Here is a 25,170-nt window from a genome sequence, read left to right on the forward strand (position 1 = left end):
ATTACCGCACAGTTTACCAGAGTGGATCGTTTCAGGCCGACACTACCGAATTTCGTGACTGCTGCCGGTCCAGCTTGCGATACCCAAGCGCTTCCACCAGATGGCCATTGCCAATGGTATCGACCCCATCAAGATCCGCCAGCGTTCGCGCCACACGCAGAATCCGGTGCAGCGCCCGCGCCGAGAGCCCAAGCTTTTCCATGGCGCCCGACAACAGGGCTTCGCCACCGCTATCGAGGCGGCAGTGGCGGTGCAGTTCATTACCAGCAAGGCTGGCATTGATCGTGCCCCGTTGCAGCTGACGCTCCCTGGCCCGAGCCACCCTTGCCCTGACAACCTCGCTGGATTCGCCATCCGCCTGTTTCTGCATCAGCACGTCTCCGCCCTGAACCGGCACTTCCACATGCAGGTCAAAGCGATCCAGCAACGGACCAGAGACCTTGCCCCGGTAGCGTATGACCTGCTGTGGCGTACACTGGCATTCGATGGTCGGGTGACCATTGTAGCCGCAGGGGCAGGGATTCATTGCCCCCACCACCTGGAAGCGGGCGGGAAAGCTCACCTGTCGCACCGCGCGGCTGATGGAGATTTCCCCGCTCTCCATGGGTTCCCGCAATACCTCCAGCACTTGCCGCCCGAACTCCGGTAACTCGTCGAGGAAGAGTACGCCGCGATGTGCCAGGGAGATCTCTCCCGGACGGGGGCTGCTGCCACCGCCCACCATGGCGACGGCGGAAGCGGTGTGGTGGGGCGAACGAAACGGAGGCTGCCGCCAATAGCCATCCCGTACCGGCAACCCGGCAATCGAGTGGACGCTGGCCACTTCCAGCGCGGCCCCGGTGGTCAGCGGCGGCAGAATACCGGGCAACCGGCTGGCCAGCATGCTTTTCCCAGTGCCTGGCGGGCCAAAGAAAAGCAGGTTATGGGCACCGGCGGCGGCCACTTCCAGCGCACGTCTTGGCACGCTCTGCCCCCTGACATCCGCCAGATCCGGCCCGGCACCGGCGCCCTCATCCAGGGACGCCGGCGGAACCGGCACCAGCGTTGCCCTGCCACACAGATGCTCACACACGGTCAGTATATGGGCCGCGGAGAGCACATCGTCCTGGCTTGCCAGGGCCGCCTCGGAGGCATTCGCCTGCGGCACCAGCAATCGCCGGCCCTCCTCTCGTGCTGCCAGTACTGCCGGCAACACGCCTTTGAGGGGCCGCAATGCACCGTCCAGGGACAGCTCCCCAACGAATTCGCAGGACGTCAGGCTTTCGGGGGGGATCTGGCCGGAAGCGGCAAGAATGCCCAGGGCAATCGGCAGGTCAAAGCGGCCACCTTCTTTCGGCAGATCGGCAGGGGCAAGATTGATGGTGATACGACGAGCAGGAAATTCGAAACCGGCGTTCAGCAGGGCGCTACGAACCCGCTCTTTGCTTTCCCGAACCCCGGTTTCCGGGAGCCCGACAATGGACAGGGCCGGCAACCCGCCGGACAGGTGTACTTCAACGGTTACTGCGGGTGCGGACACGCCAATACTGGCGCGGGAATGGACAATAGCTAACATAACGACCTTCCGTGGTCAGATTCATTCGGTGTTCAATGGAGGGGCACCCAGGCCTATCCCGGGGCAAACTCAGCTGTCTTGCAGCTTGCTTTCCAGTGCCGCTACGCGCTTCTCAAGCGCCTCCACCTTTTCACGGGTTTTCATCAACACCGCCTGCTGGGCATCAAACTCTTCACGGGTCACCAGCTCAAGGCGGGAAAGCACCGACATCACCGTTGCCCTCGCCTGGGTTTCAAAATCTTCCCGGGCCGCACGGGCCATATCGGGCACGAACTGGCCAAACTGGCCCTGGAGCTGGGTCAAGAAATCCTGCGGACCTTTCACAACATCACCTCTCTGGCATCGACGGGTTCCGGCGCTAACCGACGATCAGTCGCCCGGAACGGAGTTGCGGGAGTGTAACACATCGCTGGCCCTGCCATACTGTGCCCTGTCCGCAGTATAATAGCGCCGCTGGACGGTTTGCACGGTGCGCCAATTTGGCTCGTCGTGAGAACCAATGCTCTGTTTTGGTGCAACATAATGTTCCAAACTGGAGCGCAATATTTCTAACAATATGAAATTATGCAACTTTTTTGCGTTGGCACACCCGATGCTATAAACCTCGTACGCAATCCGCACAATTGGTGTGCGAGGTGGCAGCATTCCGACCTCAACATAAACGGCTAATAGGCCCTCACTGTTGGGACGGCTTTACCAAGGAGAAAGCAATGAAACTTGTGACAGCGATCATCAAGCCTTTCAAATTGGATGATGTCCGTGAGGCACTATCCGAGATTGGCGTGCAAGGCGTAACCGTCACCGAAGTGAAAGGCTTCGGGCGGCAGAAAGGCCACACAGAACTCTATCGTGGCGCGGAATACGTGGTGGACTTCCTGCCCAAGGTCAAGGTTGAAGTTGCCATCGGTGACAACCTGCTGGACCAGGTTATTGAATCAATCACCAAGGCTGCCAATACCGGCAAGATCGGTGACGGCAAGATCTTCGTGACAGAACTCGAACAGGCGATCCGTATCCGGACCGGGGAAACCGGCGAGGAAGCGGTCTGATAACAGCCTGAATTCCGATAGCCAACGCAAAAAAAACTTATAACCTGAAAAGCCTCGTGCGGAGGGCTTCATATGGAAAGCAACATCTTTCACCTGCAGTATGCTATAGATACTTTTTATTTCCTGGTGTGCGGTGCATTAGTCATGTGGATGGCAGCTGGCTTTGCCATGCTGGAAGCTGGCTTGGTACGCGCCAAAAACACCACTGAAATCCTGACCAAAAACGTGGCCCTGTTTGCAGTGGCCTGCACCATGTACCTGGTTTGCGGTTACGCGATCATGTACGGCGGCAACATCTTCCTCACCGGCATGGGCGACGTGGACGTGGCCGGTGTCCTTGGTGACTACGCTGGCCGTGAGGACGGCTTCGAAGGCGGCTCCATCTACTCTGGCGCCTCTGACTTCTTTTTCCAGGTTGTGTTCGTTGCAACCGCCATGTCCATCGTATCCGGCGCCGTGGCCGAGCGTATGAAGCTCTGGGCTTTTCTGTTCTTTGCGGTTGTGATGACTGGTTTCATCTACCCGATGGAAGGCGCCTGGACCTGGGGCGGCGCCTCCGTGTTCGGCATGTACAGTCTGGCCGACCTGGGCTTCAGTGACTTTGCCGGTTCCGGCATTGTGCACATGGCCGGTGCCGCCGCCGCTCTGGCAGGTGTTCTGCTGCTGGGTGCCCGTAAAGGCAAGTATGGCCGCAATGGCGAGATCCATGCCATTCCGGGTGCCAACATGCCGCTGGCAACCCTTGGCACCTTCATCCTGTGGATGGGCTGGTTCGGCTTTAACGGTGGCTCGGTGCTGAAGCTTGGCGATATCTCCAGTGCCCACTCCGTTGCCATGGTGTTCCTGAACACCAACGCCGCCGCCGCTGGTGGCGCCCTCGCCGCGCTGATCACCGCACGACTGATGTTCGGCAAGGCCGACCTGACCATGCTGTTGAACGGTGCCCTGGCCGGCCTGGTCGTTATCACTGCCGAGCCCGCCACCCCCAGCGCCCTGACCGCACTCATCTTCGGCGGCCTCGGTGGCGTGCTGGTTGTAATGAGCATCGTCACCATGGACAAGTTGCGGATTGACGATCCCGTCGGTGCCATTTCGGTACACGGCGTGTGTGGTCTGCTTGGCCTGCTGCTGGTGCCGGTTACCAACGACGGCTCCAGTTTCATCGGCCAGATCGTCGGTGCCCTCACCATCTTTGTCTGGGTGTTCGTCGCCAGCCTGATCGTGTGGGGCGTCATCAAGGCCGTGACTGGCCTGCGGGTCAGCGAGGAAGACGAATACGAAGGCGTCGACCTGTCCGAGTGTGGTATGGAAGCCTATCCGGAGTTTGTCAGCAGCAAATAAAGACTGCCGACAGTGACACGCAAAAGGGGCGCTCCATGGAGCGCCCCTTTTGTTTATCAACCAATCAGGGGTTATATCGCATTGCGGAAGATGTCGTCTTCCGAGTGGCGTAAATAAAGCAGCAGCTCCATCTGCGCCTCATTCACATTGTCGAACGGCCCTTCAAACGAGCCCTCCCGGGTCTGAAAGAACCACTGGCCATTGACCATGGTAAACCGATCACTGCGAAACCAGTTTCGCTCCTGCTCACCTTTTCTAACGTCCATATCCTACTCTCCAGCTACAACCGAACGGTTAACGTCGATCAATTACTGATCACTTTTGCAGTTTAGCCAAGATCCACAGGAATGCGAAAACCATCAGGCCTCGCCGGGAACAACGCGATCTTCCAGCACGTCCACCATGAACTGTGGCATGGCCAGGGCCCCATGATGCGTGCCGACATTGTAATAACGGGTCACAAACGGCCGCTGCTCGGCGTCTTCCTCACGGAAGTACTGCACCGGCTTTTCTTTCCCCGCCATGGTGCAGCTCCACCAACCGGTCGGGTAGACCGGCTGCGGGAATGGCAGCGTCTGGATGTGATCAAATCCGGCCTTTTGCATATCTTCATGCATCGTCTTGATGATGGTATCGGTATGCAGCAACGGCGATTCGCTCTGCTGGACCAGGATGCCGCCATCACGAAGGGCCAACATGGCGTCACGGTAGAAATCGAGGGCAAACAGACCCTCCGCGGCGCCCACGGGATCGGTGCTGTCGATAATAATCACATCGATGCTGTTGGGCTCCACATCCCGCATCCACTCAACACCATCTCCAAAGAAGAAGTTGGCGCGAGGGTCGTCGTTGGATTCACAGAGTTCCGGGAAGTACTTCTCTGACAGCCGGGTCACCCGCTCATCAATCTCTACCTGCCAGGCTTCCTCAACGCCCGGGTGCTTCAGCACTTCCCTCAACGTGCCGCAGTCACCGCCCCCCACGATCACCACCTTCTTCGGGTCACGGTGGGTAAACAGCGCCGGGTGGGTCATCATCTCGTGGTAGAGGAAGTTATCCCGGCTGGTCAGCATCACGCAGCCATCAAGAACCATGAGGTTTCCGAATGTTTCGGTCTCGTAGATCTCCAGCTTCTGGAATTCGCTCTGCTCCTCGTGCAGTTTTTTCTTAACCTGCAGGGAAAATGCCGTTCCCTGGTCCTGGAATACCTCGGTAAACCAGTTTTCGTTCAATGCCTTCATGGTGAGTTCCTCGTGTTGCTCAGCGAGCCTGTTTCGTATTTGCTGATATTGTAGGTGGGCCAGGCTCTCAGCTAAAGCACTATAGCCCGCGTCATCCACGTATTTTCCACAAGCGGTTCTTTTAGCCGGGCAGCGTAATCCCTACAATGGCGACCATACGCCGGCATGTGCCCGGCCCGGATTCTGTACAGGATGACCGCAATGACCCAAGCCACCGTAAGCGCCGCCCACAAGGTGTACAACATCGCCCACTGGAGCGATGGCTATATCGATGTGAATGACCGTGGGGAAGTACTCATACGGCCAGACCGTGGCCGCAGTGACAATCCTGCGGAAGGCATCAACCTGCCGGAACTGACCCGCACCCTGACTGCGCGGGGCATCCAGTTGCCAGTACTGATCCGTTTTACCGACATCCTCCACGACCGGGTGAACAAACTGTGCGGCGCGTTCAACAAAGTGGCGTCGGAACAGGGCTACCAGGGGCAATACACCGCGGTTTACCCGATCAAGGTCAACCAGCAGCGTCGCGTGGTGGAGGAACTGCTGAGAGCCGAGCCGGCCGCAAGCAACAACCAGATTGGTCTGGAAGCGGGCAGCAAACCGGAGCTGATGGCCGTATTGGCGATGTCCCGCCAGCCGGGATCGGTGATTGTCTGTAACGGCTACAAGGATCGCGAGTACGTCCGCCTCGCACTGATCGGTCAGAAACTGGGGCACCGGGTTTTCATTGTGGTGGAAAAACAATCCGAGCTGCCTCTCATTCTGGAGGAATCACGAAACCTCGGTGTTTCGCCGCTGATCGGTGTACGCGCCCGCCTGGCCACCATCGGCAAGGGTAACTGGCAGAATACCGGGGGCGAAAAATCCAAATTCGGCCTGTCCGCCAGCCAGGTACTGGATGTGGTGGCGACCCTCCGCGAGGCGGACGCACTGGATGCCCTGCAACTCCTGCATTTCCACCTGGGATCCCAGATAGCCAACATTCGCGACATCCAGACCGGTCTCAAGGAGAGTGCGCGATTCTACAGCGAATTGCGCAAGATGGGCGCTCCCGTGGGCACCGTGGATATCGGGGGCGGCCTGGGTGTGGATTACGAGGGCACGCGCTCGCGCAGCAGTTGCTCCATGAACTACAGCGTCCACGAGTACGCCTACAATGTTGTCCATATCCTTCAGGCGGAATGCGACCGCGCCGGCATCCCCCACCCGGATCTGATCAGTGAATCCGGCCGGGCGTTAACGGCCCATCACTCCGTGCTGGTCACCAACGTGATTGACCAGGAAACCCCCGACGCCCGCGTACCAGCCCAGCCCGGGGCCGACGCCGCCGCACCGCTGCAGGATCTGTGGCGCGATCTGCAGAGTCTCAACGATGAAGGCTCACCCCGTTCACTGGCGGAAATCTACCACGACGTACTCCACGCCATGGCTGATGTTCACGCCCAGTTTGCCCACGGCCTGCTGTCCCTCGACGAACGGGCGAACGCCGAGACCCTGTACACCTGCAGCTGCCGGTTGCTGAGATCCCAACTGGACAGTGCCAACCGGGCGCACCGCGAAATCATCGACGAACTGAACGAAAAGCTCGCCGAGAAGCTGTTCGTGAACTTTTCCCTGTTCCAGTCACTGCCGGATGTCTGGGGCATTGATCAGATTTTCCCGGTCATGCCCATCAATGGACTGGACCGGCCCTTGCAACGTCGCGCAGTGATCCAGGACATCACCTGTGACTCCGATGGCCGGATCGATCGCTACGTGGATGGTCAGGGCGTGGAGACCACCTTGCCACTACCGGAGAACAAGCCCGGCGAAGCCTTGCTGATGGGGTTCTTCATGACCGGCGCCTACCAGGAAATCCTGGGCGACATGCACAATCTGTTTGGCGACACCCATTCCGTCGATGTCCATGGCAATGGCGCCGAAGGGTACACCGTCAGTGACGCCACCACCGGAGATACCGTCGCCAAGGTGTTGCGATACGTGAACTTCGAACCTGAGGCCCTGCTCGAGTCCTACCAGCACCAGTTCCGCGCCAGCAGCCTCCCCGCTGATGAACAAACCCGATTGTTCAATGAGCTGAAAGGCGGACTTGACGGCTACACCTACCTGGAAGAATAACGCCGCACCCTGGCCATAGGTGCTTGTCCCGACAGTTCTGAAAAAACGGCTGATCCGCAACGGGGGTCAGCCCGTATATCACGGAACTGACAAACCCGAGACGAGTGCATAGAATAATGTCCAGAACATGCTCAAATCATGCAACAGTCAAGGAGCGTCCGGTGACAACACTGGAGCGGCAGTCCGCTCGCCCCGAGGGCCGCAAGGATCCCTGGAGCCAGATGCTGGACAAGGTGGGCAAACACCAGGATCGCCAGGCCTATCACGCTCTGTTCGAGCATTTTGGCCCGCAGATCAAGTATTACGCCATGGCGAATGGCCTGGCCAGTCACGCTGAAGAACTGGTGCAAGAGGTCTTCGTGTCCATATGGCGGCGATCCTGCCTGTATGACTGGCGCAAGGCCGCGGCCTCAACATGGATCTTCACCATCGCGCGGAACCAGCGCATCGATATGTTGCGGAAGATGAGGCGCACCAGTGCGGAGATGCCGATCGAAACCGAGGATCTGTGGCAAATCCCCGGCGAAAACGAGGATGAGCCAGTCACCTCTCTGCACCGTCTGATGTCCGAGCGACGCATCCGGGAGTCCCTGAGCCACTTGCCGGAAGAACAGATTACCGTGATTGCCAAGGTCTACATGGAGAACAAGTCCCACCAGATGGTGGCTGACGAGCTCAATATTCCCCTTGGCACCGTAAAGAGCCGGGTTCGTCTGGCTCTGAACAAGCTGAAAGTGATTTTGCAGGACCAGAACGTATGACACGGCACCATCCCGACAGCCTGACGTTGATGGAGTACAGCGCCGGCAACCTGACCGAGCCCCATGCTCTGTGCATCCGGCTGCATCTGGATCAGTGCCCCCATTGCCGTGGCCGCGTGGACACTCTCGACAGCCTGGGCGCGGTAATGATGGAACATCAGCCGAAAGTCAGCGTCAGTGAGGATATGTTCGACAACATCCTGTCGCGGATTGACAGCGAGGAAGACGAAGGCCGTGCGATTGCGGCCATTGAGCCAAGGGTCAGCGCGCTCCGGAAATTGCTGGGGGACGACCTGAACAGCCTGCCCTGGAAACGCCAGTTGGGGGATGTCAGCGTGCTGGATATCTCCGAACGCTTCCCGGGGCAACACGAACAGGTCGTCCTGCAGAAACTGGCAGCGGGAGGCAAGGCGCCCGCCCACACCCATAGGGGCGAAGAAACCACCATCGTGCTGCAGGGTGCATTCGCGGACCACAAAGGCGTGTTCAATCAATGGGATTTTGTGGTTCTCAACGAACAGGACGAGCACCGGCCGATCGCGGTTGGCTGCGAGGACTGCATCACATTGTCCATCCTCAGTGCCCCGGTTAAATTGACCGGCACCTTTACGCGACTGCTTAATCCTTTCATTCGCTGAGCACGTCGGGGTTGAGGCACGGCACCAGTAACCAGGTCCGCATGCTGGCCGGAAATGACCGACAGTTGTCAGGCTCTGACCTTCAGATAGTCTGCCCGAAGATAGATACTAAGCGGGTTGATTAGTGTCTCTGAACTAGTCCTGTTCAACTCCCCGTCGGGTTGAACACTTGCTTGTAAGCCACGCCCCGCGTGGCTTTTTTTATGCCTGCCGATGCTTGGGTTACAATCTCCGTCTTTGACATCACCGGAGACCTCCATGACCCCTGACGACTACGGTTTTCGCTTTGGCGGGATAGAACGCCTGTATGGCCGTCGCGCCCTGGAAGCCTTTCGCCAGTCGCATATTGCCATCGTCGGACTCGGCGGCGTGGGCTCATGGGCGGCGGAAGCGCTGGTTCGGTCTGGCGTCGGTGCCATGACCCTGATCGACATGGATGACATCTGTGTCTCCAACACCAATCGACAGCTTCATGCCCTGGAAGGCCAGTATGGTCGAACCAAGACCGACGCCATGGCGGAGCGGCTGAAAGCGATCAATCCCCAGGCAGACATCCGCGTGCATTTCGGATTCCTGACCCCGAAAAACGTCGATGCGTTGATCACCGCTGACATGACCGCCGTGGTGGATGCCATCGACAGCGTCAAGGCCAAGGCCGCCCTGATTGCCTACTGCCAGCGCCGGAAACTTCCCGTGATCTGTGCCGGCGGCGCCGGCGGCCAGCTGGACCCGACCCAGATCCGCGTTGCCGACCTCAGCAAGACCACGCAAGATCCATTACTGGCCAAGGTTCGTAACATGCTGCGCCGGGAGTACGGTTTCTCCCGTAATCCCAAGCGGCGCTTCGGCATAGAAGCCGTGTACTCGCTGGAACAGCTGACGTATCCTGCCGGAGACGGCGAAGTCTGCCTGCAGAAACCCGCCACCGAAGGCCCGGTCCGTCTGGATTGCGCCTCGGGCTTCGGGGCAGCCAGCCCGGTCACCGCCAGTTTCGGCTTTTTTGCGGCCTCGCGGCTACTGAACCGGATCGCACGACGCGCTAACCCATAACTCAACGGACCTGAAGTCACTATGCCCGTAAGCACTGTTCTGCTTCTCGCAAGCATCGGCATTCTTTCTCTGTTCTGTCAGTGGCTCGCCTGGCGCGTCAGGATGCCAGCCATTCTCTTCCTGCTGGCTGGCGGTATTGCCGCGGGCCCCTGGCTGGGTTTCCTGACACCGGAAGTGGTGTTTGGCGACTTACTGTTCCCGCTCATTTCCCTGTCTGTCGCCATTATTCTCTTCGAGGGCAGCCTGACGCTGCGCTATGAGGAAATCCGTGGCCACGGCAAAATGGTGCGTAACCTGATTCCGGTCGGCTCCATTGTCACCTGCATCATCGGCACGCTGTCAGCACGGTGGCTGCTTGAGGTGTCCTGGGAGGTTGCCCTGCTCTTCGGAGCCATTTCCATCGTCACCGGGCCGACGGTGATCGCCCCGCTGCTGAGATCCGTTCGACCGGACGCCAAACTGGCCAACATCCTGCGCTGGGAAGGCATTATCATTGATCCGGTGGGCGCGCTACTGGCGGTTCTGGTGTTCGAGGGCATTGTGTCCTGGGGTCAGGGCAATGTGTTCGGACACTCGCTCTACATCTTCGGCAAGACCCTGGCGGTGGGCTTCCTCATCGGCGCTGTTGCCGGCTACCTGAACGGCCTGGCGCTGAGAAAACACCTGATCCCCCAATACCTGCATAACGCCGGCACCCTCACCTTCATGCTTGGCGTGTATGCCCTTTCCAATGAGTTAGCACACGAGTCAGGACTGCTGACCGTTACCATCATGGGTATCTGGATGGCCAACATGAAGCAGGTGCCCATCGACAGCATCCTGGAGTTCAAGGAATCCCTCAGCGTGCTGCTGATCTCGGCGCTGTTCATCATCCTGGCGGCGCGGGTGGAATTTTCCGCCATTGCCGAACTGGGCTGGGGCCTGGTGGCGGTGCTGGCCATGCTGATGCTGGTGGCACGCCCGGTGAGCATTTTCCTGTCGGCTATTGGCACCAGCCTCAACTGGCGGGACAAGCTGTTTCTGAGCTGGATTGCCCCCCGGGGCATTGTCGCGGCGGCGGTTTCCGCGCTGTTTGCATTCCAGTTGCAGAAGCTCGGATATGAGAGCGCCGGGGCCCTGGTGCCTCTGGTGTTCATGCTGATCATTGCCACCGTGACACTTCAGAGTCTGACCGCCCGCCCCCTGGCCCGGCTGCTGAAGGTTGCAGAGCCCGCCGAATTCGGTTTCCTGATTCTCGGCGCCAACCCGGTGGCCCGGAAGATCGCCGTTGCCCTGAAGAAGTATGACGTGCCAGTGACACTGGCCGACACCAACTGGGAAAACATCCGCCAGGCGCGCATGGACAACCTCCAGGTCTACTTCGGTAACCCGGTATCCGAGCACGCCTCGACCCACCTGGACCTGACCGGTATTGGCAACCTGCTGGTCATTTCACCCTACAAGCACATGAACTCGCTGGCGACCTACCATTTCCTGGACTGGTTCGGAAAGGATTCGGTGTTTACCCTGGCGGAAGGCGATCCCGACCAGAAAGCGCGACACCAGACCGCCGAGAAGATCCAGATGACCCGGGGCCTGTTCGATGGCGTCAGCTACGCCAAGCTCGCGAGCCTGGCCAGCCAGGGCTACACCGTAAAAACCACCCAGCTCAGTGAAGCGTTCGGATACAAGGACTTCCTGGAAAAGTTCCATCACCAGCCGCTGGTGCTGTTTGTCTTTGACAGCAAGGGGCGCGTGTCGCCGGTACTGGATATGGACCGCGTCAAGCCAGAGAATGACTGGATCCTGGTCAGCCTGGTACCACCCCAGGCTCCGAAAGAGCGCAAGGAAAGGGAAGAACAGACAGCAGAAGCTGAGAGGGAGCTTCCGGACGGGGCCACCGCCCGGAAGTAAAGGCGCTTCGGAATATCAGCGGCAGTCGAGCACCAGCTTGCCGCGCACGTGGCCGCCCTCGAGCAATTCGTGGGCGTCGGCCACCCGGGCCAGCGGGAAGGCCTGCTCGATGTGGACCTTGACGTCGCCGTCTTCGATCAGTTCCGCAATCTCATCCAGGTGGAACACATCGGGGCGCACGGTCATGCCGTGGGCCCGCAGCCCCAACTCTTCAGCCGCGCTGATGATCTCGTCCGCGGTGACCGTGGGAATGGTCACCAGTACGCCGTGTTCGCCAAGGGTGTGCAGGGAACGCTTGCCGGCTTCACCACCAACCAGATCCAGCACCACATCCAGGCCATAACATTCCTCGGCAACATCCATGGTGCGATAATCTATTACCTCGTGCACGCCCAGCTCTGCCAGGAAATCACGGTTACCGGCCGAGGCCGTGGCGACCACATGGGCACCCCGCTCCAGAGCAAACTGGACGGCAAAATGCCCGACACCACCGGCGCCGGCATGAATCAGGATCTTCTGACCCGACTCCAGCTTGGCCACCTCGAACAGCGCCTGCCAGGCCGTCAGTGCCGCCAGCGGCAACGCCCCCGCGGTTACCAGGTCAAGTTCCTCCGGAACAATGGCCAGTTCATCCGCGGCGGCCAGGGTATATTCCGCGTAACCGCCGCCTGTCGCCGGGAAACCGACCATCCCCATAACGCGATCCCCCGGCGCCAGGGTTGTCACGTCGTCTGCCACGGCAACCACTTCACCGGCCACATCGTAGCCCGGCGTCCAGGGCAACGAATCCTCAATCTGGCGCGCAGCGAATCCCAACCCCTTGCGGGTCTTCCAGTCAATGGGGTTCAGGCCGGCGCCATGGACGCGGATAAGTACCTGCCCCGCTTGTGGATGGGGAACCTCCGAGCTGACCACCTGCAGGACATCACGTTCACCAAAGTGATCATAGATCACATGGCACATGGAGGATTCAGTGTTCTGATCAACGACGTTTTCCATGGGGATCTCCGGACAACGGTGGTAACGGCAAACGGGCTTTTGTTCAGACTAGCAGAAGTTGGCGTGCAAGGTGATTCAATCCAGTGTCAGACCACGACCGCCAGCCACCACGGCGCTACCGAGTATCTCGGCGAATTCTTTCGGCGCCCTGGAAGGCCGCTGGGATTTCATGTTTACGCAGGCATGGGTGGACATGGCTCGCACCAGAGTCTTGCCATCCGAGACGCGTACCAGCTGGAACTGGCGCGAGGAGCGGAAACGACCGTCATATCCGGTCAGCCAGGTGCCCAGCACCAGGCGATCGCCGGCATTGGCTGACGCAAGGTAGTCAATCTCGGTACGGGTGATGGCCATGGCTTTCCCCGTGGCCTCATGGAGCTCCCAGGTCATGCCCAGGCTTTCGATGTGCGCCCAGCTGACATCCTCCAGCCAGCGGACATAGACAACGTTGTTGGCGTGACCGAGGCGATCGGTGTCCTCATCCCTGACCAGGATGTCCATGGTATACGGGGACGGCAGGTCCCATTCAATCGTCTGCTCAATCGCCTGCACGCTGTCGCTCATTCGTCCTGTTCTCCCTGTTTTTCCAAGCCCGGAATGGCCCGCAACGGTAGCCGTCCGATGCGGTCATTGTGAAGTGAACCAAAGTATAGGTTACCGTCGTGCGGATTGACCGAGGTGATTTCCTGCAGGTGAGTCCCGCGGGTATCGTGGAGACTGGTGATCAGTTCACCATTGGCGTCAAAGGCCAGCACCAGGCCATATTCCTGTGGTTTTGGGTGGAAGCTTTCCGGCAGTTTGGCCACCAGGTCTTTCAGCCAGGGCTGGCGATGCATGGAATCCACCCGGGCATTGCGGAGCGTCGGAAAGGCCACCCAGTAACGCCCGGCATGATCCACGGCTAGGTTGTCCGGGAACCCCGGCAGGTTATCGGCAAAAACCTCTGCCTGCCCTGCCCTGGGACCGTGGATCCAGTATTTCAGGATACGGTATTTCCAGGTTTCATTGACCAGCACATAGTCCCCGTCCGGAGACACCGCCACGCCATTGGCGAAGTGCAGGTTTCTCAACAGGGTTTCCGTTTTGCCGGTACCGGGATTATAACGGAGCAGGCGGCCATGGGGACGCATCTCCAGCAGGTCCAGTACATAGTCCGGCTGTTCAAAGCGGGAGCTGGCGTCGGTGAAATAGATACGGCCGTCCGGAGCAATATCCACATCATCGGTAAAGCGAAACGGCAGCCCCTCCGATTCCCGTGACAGCAGGGTAACGGTCTTGTCCGGGGCAATCGACAACAGGCCTTTCCAGGCATCCGCCACGATCAGGTTGCCTTTGTCATCGAATACCAGCCCGAGGGGGCGACCACCGGTTTCCAGCCACTCCTCGACCCGCCCGTCCGGCCAGACCCGGACAACCTTGCCGTCCTGGGTGCCGGTGTACAACACGCCGTTGGCGCCCACAGTGGTATCTTCCGGCCCGTACACCTGGCCACGGGCGAGCAGGTCGGACAGGCGCAACAGTTCGTTGGGCGCGAGCTTGCCGGTCATGGCCGGTGGCGAAGGCGCTTTCCAGGCCTTGCTGTCAACGGGAGACGGAGACAGCAGAAAGCCCCCCAACAACACAAACCCGACCAGCAAAAGTCCCAACAGCCACTTCATAACAGACATCCGTCCCATTCAGATACGATGACGTAACCTTAGCAGAGACGCGGACACGGCTACACCGCTGCCCGGGCCGGACTCACTGTTTCAGGAAGCGGCGACACAGAGCCTCAAAAGCGTCGGTCTTCTCCGCATGCAACCAATGCCCCGTGCCTTCGATGACCTGAAGTTCCGCGGAAGGGAACAAACGGCGGATCTCATCCCAGTGCTTCTCCTGGATATAGGCAGACTCCGCCCCCTTGAGAAACAGCACAGGGCCGTCATAGGGGCTATCGCCTTCCGGAGCCAGCGCCAGTTGCGGATAGCAGGCCTCAATAACCGGTAGGTTCAGGCGCCACCGATAGAGACCTTCTCCCGGTTTCTGCTCCCCCTGGGGAACACGCACCAGGTTTTTCAGCAGGAACTGGCGAACCTGGGGCATGTCGACATGCTCTGCCAGCATGCTGTCTGCATCCTGACGGGTTTTGACGGCGCTCAGGTCAAGAGAGGTAAGTCCTTCCAGAATGGCATCATGGCGGGGCTTATAGGTCACCGGCGCAATGTCTGCAACGATCACCCTGTCCACCCGCTCCGGCGCTGACAGCGCCACCTGCATGGCGGTTTTACCGCCCATGGAATGACCAAGGATGGCGGCCTTGTCCAGTCCCTGGGCGTCCATATAGGCAACCACATCCGCCGCCATGGCCGGGTAATCCATGGTCTCGGTATGAGTGGAGTTTCCGTGGTTGCGCTGGTCCAGGGCATGAACCTGCCATTCATCCTGCAAACGCCGGGTAATACCGCCCAGGTTATCCATGGACCCGAAAAGGCCATGCAGAATGATCAGTGGCGGCCCTTCGCCGGTAATACGATGGTTCAGTTCAACACTCATGAACGATGCTCTCCGGATCGGTTCTTTGTCTGAAGTCAGCGGGATACATTACCACTGCCGGAAAATGGAGCAAGGCCGGCGACGCCTCCAGGTTTCTGCAGGCATAAAAAAAGCCGGGGAGTTCCCCGGCTCAAAGGTCAATAGCGTACGGTTTGCCTGATCAGCAATAGAAGATGCTGTTCAGGTATTCGGCGAGTGCCTCACAGTTCCGGCGTTCACGTTCTGTATGGGGCACGAAAATTTCGCGTTCCATAGTACACACCTCCTCAATAATCGCTGATCCATTGCTCCAACCTGATGACTTAATGCTATCGTTGTTGGTATGACAAACCGTTGACAGGCTGTCCCATCCGTTTGACATTTTGTATCAGCGGAGATGAAAACCTGTTAACAACAGGAATGGATCACAGTGAACGCAGTTCCGGCTGAAACAACCACGGCACCTCTGGTTGCCGCCTCCAGTACCCTGGCGCTGGTGCACTACCTCGACTGCCTGGGGGTGCTGAACCGGGCGCGCATCGAACACATCCTTGGCATGTCCCTGGAGGCCTTGGCTGACCCCGACTTGCGTGTTCCCGCCGATGCGCACTACCAACTCTGGCAACATGCCGAACAGGTAACGGGCGATCCCGCCGTCGGTCTCCATGCCGGGCAGGTGGTGGACCCGGAACGCATGGGGCTGGTAGGCCATGTCTTTTTCAACTGCGATACCCTGGGGGAGGCCGTTACCCAATACGTGCGACTGCACCGGCTGATCAATGAGTCCGTTACCCTCAGTTTCGAGCAGACCGGTGAACAGGCGATTCTCACCTGGCAGCCGGACAGCCCCGGCCACTACTGTCGCCAGGATATGGATCGCACCCTGGCAGCAGCCCTGTGCCGCACCCGACATTTCATTCATCCCGGCATCCACGCGGAATGGGCCGAGATTGCTCACCCCAGACCCGGTTATGCCGGCGAATACGAGCAATTGCTGGGGGGCACCGTCATTTTCAACAGCACCAGCACACGTCTGGCCTTCAACAGCCGGCACCTCAGCCATCCGATCCCCCACCGCAATCCCTATGTGTATTCCGCGGTGTTGCGACAGGTGAATTCCCTGCTGGCACGCCTGCAGACCCGCCGCACCTTTGGCCGCAAGGTGCGGCGCCTGATCTCACGCCAGATGTCCACCGACAGGATCGACGCCGATACCCTGGCCCGGCAGTGTCATATGAGCCGGCAGACGCTCTACCGCAGGCTGAAAAAAGAAGGCCTGAGTTTTCATGACCTGGTGGAGCAGGTGCGCAAGGACAAGGCCCTCAGGTATGTCGCAGCTGATCAGTATGCCCTGGGGGAGATCGCCTTCCTGCTCGGTTTTTCAGAACTCAGTGCGTTCAGCCGCGCCTTCAAACGCTGGACCGGCATGGCTCCGGCGCAATACCGTGCCCGCCACCTGGCCGGAGAATCCGGCCAGGCACAGGAATAACGATGCCTGAAACCACCCTGATCGCGATTGCTGTCAGCCTGCTCTACCTGGCTGCACTGTCCTGCGTTTACCGGATACTGCTGACGTACCGCACCGCCCAAGGCGCGATTGCCTGGATCATTGCTCTCATCGGCCTGCCTTACCTCGCCGTGCCCCTGTTCCTGCTGTTCGGTCGCAACCGCTTTGGCGGTTATGTCCGTGCCCGGCGCATGGGCGACGCCGCGCTGACCGATTTACTGAACCACTTCGAGCAACAAACCACGACCCTGTCGCACCCGGGCAACGAACATTTCGGCGATGAATTTCAGGTGCTGTGCAAGCTGGGGCGACAGCCGTTCACCAGCAATAATCACTGCACCCTCCTGAAAGATGGCGAAGCCACGTTCGATTCGGTTTTCGATGCCATGGAAAACGCCCGCCATTACATCCTGCTGGAGTTCTACATCATTCGCTCCGACAAGGTCGGTCAACGCATCAAGTCGATCCTGAAACGCAAGCTCGCGGAAGGTGTTCAGGTGTGGTTCCTGTACGACGATATCGGCAGCGTCTGGCTGCCCCGCACTTACCTGAAAGAGCTGGCCCACGCCGGCGCGCGGGTGGCGTCTTTCGGGGATGGCAATATCCGCCGGCGACGTTTCCAGATCAATTTTCGCAACCATCGCAAACTGCTGCTTTGCGACGGCAACATCGGCTTTGTCGGCGGCATCAACCTGGGAGATGAATACCTCGGCACCGCCATGGATCAGGAGCCCTGGCGCGATACCCATTGCCACATTGCCGGACCTGCGGTTATCGGGCTGCAGCTGGCGTGGCTGGAAGACTGGAACTGGGCCAGTAACGAATTCCCGGACCTTAACTGGCAACCGGCGCTGCCGCCCTCCGGCGACCACGAGGTGCTGATACTGCCGACCGGACCCGCCGACACCTACGAAACCTGTACACTGTTTTTCCTCAACTGCATCAACAACGCCCGCACCCGCATCTGGATCGCGTCACCCTACTTCGTGCCGGATTTCCAGATCATGAATGCCCTGCAGCTGGCCGCCCTGCGGGGTGTCGATGTGCGCATTATCATTCCGGAGAAATCAGACAGCTGGCTGATCAAGGTCGCCGCCTATTCCTACCTTGTCCAGGCCTCCCAGGCGGGTGTCGGCATCTATCGTTACCAGCCGGGGTTCATGCACCAGAAAGTCATTCTGGTGGACAACCGCTATGCCGCCGTGGGTACCGCCAATCTCGATAATCGCTCAATGCGCCTGAACTTCGAAATCACCGCCATCACCACCTCCAGCGAGTTTGTCTCGGAGGTGACCACCATGCTGGAAGAGGATCTGGAAAACTCACGGCGGATGACCGAGCGCGACTATCAGGATCGCTCCATCGCCTTCCGCCTGGGCTGCCGTGCCGTGCGATTGTTGGCACCGCTGCTCTGAGGGGTTTGGGTGCAAGCGTTTTCCCGGCGGATAGAATGTGAGAGTATTCAGGGAACCCGAGCCAGGCAAGCAGTAACGAAGCAGGACCATGACCACATTCAAGCCCCGAGAAACCCTCACCGAACAGGTTGCCCGCCACATTGAGAACCTGATTGCCTTTGGCCAGCTTCGCTCCGGCGAGCGCATTTACGAGAACTCCATGGCCAAACAGATGGACGTCAGTCACGGATCCATCCGCGAAGGGTTACTGCTGCTGGAAAAACGCCACCTGGTCCGCAACGTTCCCCGCAAGGGCGCGTTTGTCACGGAGCTGGATGATTATTTTGTTCGCAGCCTGTATGAAACCCTGGAACTCTACCTGACCCATACCGGCCGCAAACTTGCCCGCCAGTGGCAACCGGCCGACATGGACAAGCTGGAATCCCTGTACGACCAGATGCAGGCGTGCTTCCAGCGCAATGACCTGATGCGATTCCTGGAGCTGGGCATCGAATACACCAAGGCCTCCCTCGCCTATGCGGATAACTATTTCATCGTTTCCGCCATTGAGGATCTCTGGCCATCCGCCAAACGCTGCGCATTCGTGGCCTTCCAGAGCGGTGGCAACAAGGTGCTGGAGGATAATCTGGCCCACATGGACGAATCCATCCGCGCCATCAAGGACCGGGACGAAGACCGGTTGGCCAGGATCCTCCAGCACTTTGCCGAACAGCAATGTCGCCAGGTACTGGAGGCGCTGAACAACAACCAGACACGCCGCGGAGCCTGACTGCAATAACGACTCAGTAGAATAACTGGGTGAACGAAAACCCGATGTTCAGGTAAGCGGTCCAGTCATCTTCATTGTTGTAGGCGGTGGCAAACTGAACCGGTCCCAGGAAGGTATCGACGCCGGCAAACACGCTCCAGGACCTGACCGTGTTGTTCCAGCTGGCATCGCCGAACGACTCCCAGGCGTTACCAGTCTCGAAGCCCATGCCGGCAAACCAGGGTAAAAAGGGGCCGCCAAACTCCTGGCTGGCAAACAGCGACGCCATGGCCGCGTTTTCACCGGTAATCTCGCCCGGAGCATAGGCCGACAACCGACGAAACCCGCCAAGCCGGACGGTATTTTCGATACCGGGCTCCCCGCGGGTGACGGCATGGGCATACAGCAACCCGGTCATGGTGAAATCCCGCCAACTGCCGGTGCCCAGCCCCATGCCGGTGACGGAATCAAAGTGCCGATCCGAACCCAGATCGTCCCGCTCCATTCGCCCCCGGATACCGGCGAAGCCTCCTGACTGGGGGTAGAAGATATCGTTCAGGGAATCATGCACCAACTGCAGGCTGAGACTGCCCTGATGAATGGACCCGGACGGCGCCACCGGCGTGCCAAGCTGTTCGTCCACCGTGGCGTAACCGCGGGTATAACCCAAACGCACATCGCCATTCCCGCCAAGTTCCATGCCCAGCGCCAGGTCGAACTGGCGAAAGGTCACGTCCACTTCGGCAATACGGTCGCCGTCATCGCCAAACACGCTGAAGGTGTCGCGGGTATATTCCGCACCGGCAATCAGAAACCGCTCATAGCCGTAATCCAGGGGCTGGAACCATTCCGTGCGCACGTAGGGTTCGGTTCCCAACTGCAGCCCGGTCTGCCACTCGCCACCAAGGGCGTTAAGCTCGGTCATGCGCAGGGCGGAACCGACATTAAAGCGGGTTTCCCCGTCGAAGTTGTCTTCGTAGTTCAGTCCAAACGCAAGGTAGTTGGGCCCCCAGGATTTTTCCTGCACGCGGATGGTGAGCACGGTGCCTTCGTCGGACGGAGACAATGAATAGGAGGCCGTCTCGTAGTAACCCAGGCCATAGATCCGTTTCAGGTCATCCTCCAGGATCTCCACGTCCAGGGGGTCACCGATTTCCTGGCGGATTCTGGAGCGCAGGAATTCTCCGGCCAAACGGGAATCCTGATCCACTTCAATACGGACAATGTCACCCGGGGAAAACCCACTGGTATTCATTGTTTCCCGGATGTCGGCCCAACGTTCCCGCGAAACACTCAGGTGACGCAACTCGACGGCGTGAGAACGGGTGCTGGTCGCCCCCAATTCAAACAGTATTGGCGCATCGTAAAAGTCGGAGGAGGTTCGCCCCTCCAGGTCTGGCCGGATCAGGATATCCTGATCCTGTAGCCGCTCCAGCTGATAATCCGTGTTCATCCGCGTCATCATGGTCGTCAACTGACCGACCACCGAGAATGCTTCCTGGAGATCCTCCGCTTTCAGCAAAGGGTCGGTGATATCCACCGCAATCACGATGTCCGCCCCCATCTCGCGGGCCACGGTCACCGGCAGGTTGTTGGCAACCCCGCCGTCCACCAGCAGGCGGCCGTCCCATCTCACCGGCGCATACACCCCCGGAATACTCATGCTGGCGCGAATAGCTTCGGACAGGTTGCCATTGCCGATGACAACCTGCTCGCCGGTCTCCAGATCGGTGGCCACCGCCCGAAAAGGGATCGCCAACTGGTCAAAGTCCTCCACCAGGGCGGCATTGCGGGTCAGTTCGTTGAGAATAAAGCCAAGATTCTGCCCCGCGATGATACCGCCGCCTACATGGAGGCCATCCAGCCGCACACCAAGGCCGGGAACCACGGGAAAACGCCAGTCTTCCTGTTTGCGACGCACGGGTTTGTAGGCCCGGCCCGGGTCATCCCGAAAGCTGGAGACCCAATCCAGATCGATAAAACGCTGCTCGATCTCATCCACCGGCATGCCAGTGGCATAGAGTGCCCCGACTGCGGAGCCCGCACTGGTGCCCACCACCAGGTCCACCGGAATCCGCATCTCCTCGAGCACCCGCAGGACACCCACATGGGCCATCCCCTTGGCGCCACCGCCACTGAGCACCAGCCCGACCGTGGGGCGGTCCTCAACCGAATCCGCCGTCACGGTGGGGACAAAAGAGACAGCACAGACAAGCAGGAGGATTGCGATCCTTGGCAAGAGAGGGATCCTGTTATTTACTGGTTTTTGGTGGTTTCGTCATCGGCCAACGACAGGTGAGACACATCGGGCACCACCGGCGGAGGCAGATCACGCTCGACGCCCAGGTCCGTACCGGCAGGGGCCAGCGTCCACTCGTCCAGATGCTGGAACATCGGGGCTTCCACCTCCTGATGCTCGGCCAGGTTAACACCGACCGGATCCAGAGAGAGCCCCGAGCCCGCCAGAATGGTATCCACTTTTTCCCCCGCAACCTGCAGTCGGTCACCGGGTTCCACCGACGGAGCGCTTTCAGCGGACCTGGCCGGCTGGTCTTGTGTAACCGGTCGTGCAGGTGCAGGTTTCGGTGCCGGGGATGGCGCCTCGCGGGGCGTTGGTTCCGTTCCGGCCATTGGCTGCACATAGGCAACCATCCCGTGTTTTGCCAGTACCGCGCGATACTTCTCCGCCTGCTCCCCATCCAGCTTGTTGCGGATCACCACCGGCTGCCCGCTGAACATACGTTCTATTTGCTCTACACTGGCCTTGAACAGCGTCCGCGCATTATTGCGGGCGGTGGCGGCATCAATACCCGGTGCGCATTCACCCTTGAAGACGAGCTGGAACATGAATCTGCCTCTTGCTGAATCGGTTTATTATCATGATAGTTGATCGGTCATGCCCGCGAAAACCTGTCGCCTTCCGCACACTTTCTGACCGCCCTGAAAACAATTGAAAAATCCCTGTCGCGTTGCACGCAAACTGCTTCAGAGTCTGCGATAATCACCGTAACCAGATGTTACACCCAGTTACTAAGCGACCGGACCAGCACCACGGAGTGCATCCATGAACAGAGCCCTCGGCGCCGCCACGTTTATCCTGCTGTCCATCCTGGCAAGCCGTCCCGCGCTGGCGGAGAACCTGGACGTGCTCATGAGCAACGTCTTTAGCAATGAGCAGCCGACCTATATCGGCTACGAAAGCGTGGAGCGTGAGGATATTCCGGTCACGGCTGCGGTCGATCGCAAATACCTGATTGTGGACTTTAGGTTTCATTCCACGCCGGCGGCAGAGCAATTGCAGGCCAGCGTCCACAAGGTCTGCATGACATTGCTGAAAAACCGGGAACTGATCCGCTCCCTGTCCGACTCCGGATACGACATGGTCGCTGTTGCCTTTGATCGCCGGTCGCAGTTTGACTGCCTGTAACCCGTTATTCCTGGCGCGGCACCCTTGACCGGGCAACCTACTGATCCCGGCCAAGCAGGCGGGGGAAAGCGTCCAGGGCGTTGTTCACGGCGTCAAGATTGAACGCCTCCACATCGGTCAGCAACTTCTCGCCATAACGGGTCACGGAGGGTGAACGGAAACGCTCCCCCCAGGTGAGAACACGCCTGGCGAAATCCCGCATCTGTTCCGGATCACCGCTTTCTCGCACGGTTTCCCACTCATCACCAAAATCCCGGGCCAGCTGTTCACGCAACCAACCGCGTTCCTGCATGCTCAGGGTCTGGGCCAGCAGACGTTCGGCCTCTTCCGGCTCGCCTTCGTCCTCGGCCTGTTCCACCGTAGCCTCTACCCGTGGAAGGGTGACGGTAAAAGTCGAGCCCTGCTCCGGCTCGCTTTCCACGGTGAGCTCTCCCCCCATCATCCTCGCCAGCTTCCGGCTGATCGCCAACCCCAGGCCGGTGCCGCCATAGCGACGACTGTTCTGCCCCTCCTGTTGCTCGAACGCATCAAAGATCCGCTCCAATTGGTCATCCTGAATACCGATCCCGGTATCCCTGACAGTCACCTCCAGCCGATAGAGTTTCCTGCCGTCGTCTCCCGACTCCGCCTCCTGCCTGGAAACCGGCGTTGCGGTGGCTCGTACGGTCACACCACCTTCATGGGTGAACTTGATGGCATTGCCAACCAGATTGAACAGCACCTGACGCAGCCGGGTTTCATCCAGCATCATCGCCGCCGGCATTTTCGAGTCGACGCTGACTTCCAGGGTAATGCCCTGCTCCCGCGCCCGCAGGTCGAAAATATGACGGACGTCGCCCAGCAGCCGACGCACTGAGACAGCGGAGTAATCGAGTCGCATTTTTCCGGCTTCGATCCTGGACAGATCGAGAATGTCGTTGATCAGCATCAGCAGACTGCGACTGCCGGCCCGGATGGCGTCCAGATAATTACGCTGCTGCGGATCCGTTACGCTGTCGCTCAGCAAATCGCTGTAGCCAATGACGGCATTCATCGGCGTACGGATTTCATGGGACATATTGGCGAGGAATTCACTCTTGGTGAGGCTGGCCGCCTCCGCTTCCCGCGCCAGCCGCTCCGCTTCCAGCTTGGCCGCCCGCAACTCATCTTCGCTGCGGCGAAGCGCATTCTCCGAGCGTATCCGCTCATCCACCTCACGGGAGAGTTTGCGGTTCCAGTAGAGGAATATCAGTACCACCACCAGGGCAATACCCACGACCCGCCGGACCACGGTGTAGTCGGTTTCCTGCTCAATATCCAGGTGTATCCAGCGGTTATAGATGGATTCGGTTTCAGCGGCATCGAGGCTGCCCAGCGCCTTGTTGAGAATGCGCTGTAACTCCGGGCGATCCTTGCTGACAGCCAGGCTCAGTTCGTACTGGTAGGGGGTGATACTGGTGATGCGCAGGTTCGACAGCCCCAGTCTCGCCACGGTATAGCTTACGGCCGGTATGTGGGTGACCATGACATCCAGGTCGCCATTGGAGAGCGATAACAGCCCTTCCTCCACGCTGTTTACCGGGTATAGGTCGAGGTCCGGGTGGTTGATCAACAGATAGTCGTGGGCGGAGTGACGGTTCACCACGCCCACCCTCTCGGAACGAAGCTCCCTCAGGTCGCCGATAAACCGCCCATCGTCACGGATCACCAGGGCAATCGGCACGGTCAGGTAGGTGCGGGTGAACAGGAAATCATCGCTGCGCCGGGGCGTTCGGTTAAAAGCAGGCAGGATGTCCACGCCTCCCTGCTGCAACTGCTCTTCCGCCTCCATGATGTCCGATGTCTCCTGGCGGTGGAACCGGACATTCAACTGGCTTTCCAGGCGGGTCACGAGGTCCGGCACCAGACCAGCCGGATTGCCGTCCTGGGTGAACTCGAACGGCGGCCAGTCGGTGCGAAACGCCACCCGCAGGTTGGGGTTCCGTTTCAGCCAGTCCTGTTCGTTGCTGGAGAGAGTGATGCTGTTCTCGTCCACGGTCGGCAAGTCGGTCTGCAGCCAGGATTGCCGTATGGCGCGATGCTCATTATGACTGATGGCTTCAACCGCCCGGTTCAGCACCCGCAACAACTGGTCATCGTCCGCGTCGACTTCCATCACCACATCAACCGCTTGCTGGTCCAGCAGCAGGGCGAGACCAATGCCGTTGATCATCGCTGACTGCAGGTAATCCGACACAACGGGAAGCGGACCGAGAAACGCATCCGCCTGCCCCGAGAGCACCATGCTGACCGCCTCGCTGATGCTGGCAACGGGTACGGGCGTGAAGCTTTCCACCGGGTCCAGCAGCAGGTACTGATTAGTGTCCTCGGCAACCAGTGCAACCCGGCTGCCCTCCAGATCCGACAATTTACGGATGCCCGCATCTCCGGCGCTGACAAACAGGCCATAGGTCAGGCTCATCAGGGGCTCGGTGATGGAGCGCCCCTCCGGACCAGGCTGCCGCGGACTGCGGGCCACCAGCCTGGCATCCAGTTCGCCGGAATCAATTTGCGCCGCCAGGGAAGAGGTACTGCCGGAGACCGGGGTTATCGTCACCCCCAGCTTGTCGGACAGGCGGTCCAGGTAATCAATGTAGATACCGGCCAGAACGCCGTCTCCGGTATCAAAAACCAGGGGGATCTGGCCACCAGACAACCCGATATGGAAGTCTTCCTGCCCGGATAACCAGTCCAGGTCCTGGGTGCCCAGTACGGGAGCCGGCGATGATTGCGGCGGATCAGCCAGCACCGGGCCTGCGCCCCCGATGCACAACAAGAACAACAAACCCTGCAAGACGGACTTCACTGGATATCCTCAACAGTTCCGCTAAAGTTTAAGGAGCCTCTGAACAATACCTGCAAATCTCCCTGATTTCATTCACGCGAAGGCAATGCA

The 25,170-nt window shown here is 59.4% G+C and carries 22 protein-coding genes; 11 read left to right on the plus strand and 11 right to left on the minus strand.

Features of this window, described 5'->3' with window-relative positions; all coding sequences use genetic code 11:
- Positions 1-31: 31 nt before the first annotated feature.
- Together ACJO5Y_RS05540 and ACJO5Y_RS05545 are read right to left on the minus strand one after the other, a co-directional pair.
- Positions 32-1,555: a YifB family Mg chelatase-like AAA ATPase gene (locus ACJO5Y_RS05540; protein WP_406985428.1), complete on the minus strand. Its 1,524-nt coding sequence runs from the start codon at positions 1,553-1,555 to the stop codon at positions 32-34.
- A 69-nt stretch (positions 1,556-1,624) separates the two neighbouring features.
- Positions 1,625-1,879 (minus strand): accessory factor UbiK family protein, encoded by a 255-nt coding sequence (locus ACJO5Y_RS05545; RefSeq protein ID WP_406985429.1) that lies wholly within the window; start codon positions 1,877-1,879, stop codon positions 1,625-1,627.
- Positions 1,880-2,265: 386 nt separating this feature from the next.
- On the opposite strand from ACJO5Y_RS05545, the gene glnK reads away from it, so the two are divergent.
- Both glnK and amtB read left to right on the plus strand, forming a co-directional pair.
- A complete protein-coding gene (glnK, locus tag ACJO5Y_RS05550) occupies positions 2,266-2,604 on the plus strand; it encodes a P-II family nitrogen regulator (protein WP_004578958.1) in 339 nt (112 codons plus the stop codon).
- A 72-nt stretch (positions 2,605-2,676) separates the two neighbouring features.
- Positions 2,677-3,945 (plus strand): ammonium transporter AmtB, encoded by a 1,269-nt coding sequence (amtB, locus tag ACJO5Y_RS05555; protein WP_406985430.1) that lies wholly within the window; start codon positions 2,677-2,679, stop codon positions 3,943-3,945.
- A 71-nt stretch (positions 3,946-4,016) separates the two neighbouring features.
- Here the strand turns inward: amtB and ACJO5Y_RS05560 are convergent, their stop codons facing one another.
- Both ACJO5Y_RS05560 and speE read right to left on the minus strand, forming a co-directional pair.
- Positions 4,017-4,211 (minus strand): DUF6316 family protein, encoded by a 195-nt coding sequence (locus tag ACJO5Y_RS05560; protein WP_406985431.1) that lies wholly within the window; start codon positions 4,209-4,211, stop codon positions 4,017-4,019.
- 93 nt (positions 4,212-4,304) lie between these two features.
- Positions 4,305-5,186 carry a polyamine aminopropyltransferase gene (gene speE / locus ACJO5Y_RS05565; protein WP_406985432.1) on the minus strand — a complete coding sequence of 294 codons (882 nt, stop codon included), beginning with the start codon at positions 5,184-5,186 and terminating at the stop codon, positions 4,305-4,307.
- Positions 5,187-5,387: 201 nt separating this feature from the next.
- Between speE and speA the strand changes: the two genes are divergently transcribed.
- The 5 genes from speA (at position 5,388) to ACJO5Y_RS05590 (ending at position 11,649) form a co-directional block, all read left to right on the plus strand.
- Positions 5,388-7,307 (plus strand): biosynthetic arginine decarboxylase, encoded by a 1,920-nt coding sequence (gene speA, locus ACJO5Y_RS05570; protein WP_406985433.1) that lies wholly within the window; start codon positions 5,388-5,390, stop codon positions 7,305-7,307.
- A gap of 161 nt (positions 7,308-7,468) precedes the next feature.
- On the plus strand, positions 7,469-8,068 hold the full coding sequence (locus tag ACJO5Y_RS05575; protein WP_406985434.1) for a sigma-70 family RNA polymerase sigma factor: 600 nt from the start codon (positions 7,469-7,471) through the stop codon (positions 8,066-8,068).
- Entirely contained in the window at positions 8,065-8,706 is a 642-nt protein-coding gene (locus tag ACJO5Y_RS05580) for a ChrR family anti-sigma-E factor (protein ID WP_406985435.1), read from the plus strand. Before ACJO5Y_RS05575 ends, ACJO5Y_RS05580 begins: the two co-directional genes overlap by 4 nt.
- 258 nt (positions 8,707-8,964) lie before the next feature.
- Positions 8,965-9,756, plus strand: coding sequence for a tRNA cyclic N6-threonylcarbamoyladenosine(37) synthase TcdA (tcdA, locus tag ACJO5Y_RS05585; protein WP_406985436.1), 792 nt, complete (start codon positions 8,965-8,967; stop codon positions 9,754-9,756).
- A gap of 21 nt (positions 9,757-9,777) precedes the next feature.
- Complete coding sequence (locus ACJO5Y_RS05590; protein WP_406985437.1) at positions 9,778-11,649, plus strand: cation:proton antiporter; 1,872 nt, start codon at positions 9,778-9,780, stop codon at positions 11,647-11,649.
- Positions 11,650-11,664: 15 nt separating this feature from the next.
- Here the strand turns inward: ACJO5Y_RS05590 and ACJO5Y_RS05595 are convergent, their stop codons facing one another.
- From ACJO5Y_RS05595 to ACJO5Y_RS05610, 4 genes are all read right to left on the minus strand, one after another.
- Positions 11,665-12,648: an NADP-dependent oxidoreductase gene (locus ACJO5Y_RS05595; RefSeq protein WP_406985438.1), complete on the minus strand. Its 984-nt coding sequence runs from the start codon at positions 12,646-12,648 to the stop codon at positions 11,665-11,667.
- Positions 12,649-12,723: 75 nt separating this feature from the next.
- Entirely contained in the window at positions 12,724-13,212 is a 489-nt protein-coding gene (locus ACJO5Y_RS05600) for an acyl-CoA thioesterase (RefSeq protein ID WP_406985439.1), read from the minus strand.
- Positions 13,209-14,306, minus strand: a complete 1,098-nt coding sequence (locus tag ACJO5Y_RS05605; protein ID WP_406985440.1) for an SMP-30/gluconolactonase/LRE family protein — start codon at positions 14,304-14,306, stop codon at positions 13,209-13,211. The genes ACJO5Y_RS05600 and ACJO5Y_RS05605 overlap by 4 nt, the downstream gene beginning before the upstream one ends.
- 82 nt (positions 14,307-14,388) lie before the next feature.
- A complete protein-coding gene (locus ACJO5Y_RS05610; RefSeq protein WP_406985441.1) occupies positions 14,389-15,180 on the minus strand; it encodes an alpha/beta fold hydrolase in 792 nt (263 codons plus the stop codon).
- A 403-nt stretch (positions 15,181-15,583) separates the two neighbouring features.
- Between ACJO5Y_RS05610 and ACJO5Y_RS05615 the strand changes: the two genes are divergently transcribed.
- The 3 genes from ACJO5Y_RS05615 to ACJO5Y_RS05625 all read left to right on the plus strand — a co-directional run bounded on the left by ACJO5Y_RS05615 (position 15,584) and on the right by ACJO5Y_RS05625 (position 18,850).
- Entirely contained in the window at positions 15,584-16,648 is a 1,065-nt protein-coding gene (locus ACJO5Y_RS05615; protein WP_406985462.1) for an AraC family transcriptional regulator, read from the plus strand.
- 2 nt (positions 16,649-16,650) lie between these two features.
- Positions 16,651-18,081 (plus strand): cardiolipin synthase, encoded by a 1,431-nt coding sequence (cls, locus tag ACJO5Y_RS05620; protein WP_406985442.1) that lies wholly within the window; start codon positions 16,651-16,653, stop codon positions 18,079-18,081.
- An 88-nt stretch (positions 18,082-18,169) separates the two neighbouring features.
- Complete coding sequence (locus ACJO5Y_RS05625) at positions 18,170-18,850, plus strand: GntR family transcriptional regulator (protein ID WP_406985443.1); 681 nt, start codon at positions 18,170-18,172, stop codon at positions 18,848-18,850.
- A gap of 13 nt (positions 18,851-18,863) precedes the next feature.
- On the opposite strand, the gene ACJO5Y_RS05630 is transcribed toward ACJO5Y_RS05625, so the two are convergent.
- A complete protein-coding gene (locus ACJO5Y_RS05630; protein ID WP_406985463.1) occupies positions 18,864-20,945 on the minus strand; it encodes a patatin-like phospholipase family protein in 2,082 nt (693 codons plus the stop codon).
- A gap of 140 nt (positions 20,946-21,085) precedes the next feature.
- Complete coding sequence (locus ACJO5Y_RS05635; protein ID WP_406985444.1) at positions 21,086-21,676, minus strand: hypothetical protein; 591 nt, start codon at positions 21,674-21,676, stop codon at positions 21,086-21,088.
- Positions 21,677-21,893: 217 nt separating this feature from the next.
- Here ACJO5Y_RS05635 and ACJO5Y_RS05640 point away from each other — a divergent pair, with 217 nt between their 5' ends.
- Complete coding sequence (locus tag ACJO5Y_RS05640; protein WP_406985445.1) at positions 21,894-22,256, plus strand: hypothetical protein; 363 nt, start codon at positions 21,894-21,896, stop codon at positions 22,254-22,256.
- A gap of 37 nt (positions 22,257-22,293) precedes the next feature.
- On the opposite strand, the gene ACJO5Y_RS05645 is transcribed toward ACJO5Y_RS05640, so the two are convergent.
- Entirely contained in the window at positions 22,294-25,080 is a 2,787-nt protein-coding gene (locus ACJO5Y_RS05645) for an ATP-binding protein (RefSeq protein ID WP_406985446.1), read from the minus strand.
- Positions 25,081-25,170: the final 90 nt, after the last annotated feature.

This window comes from Marinobacter alkalisoli, assembly GCF_045449855.1.
Taxonomy (GTDB): Bacteria; Pseudomonadota; Gammaproteobacteria; order Pseudomonadales; family Oleiphilaceae; genus Marinobacter.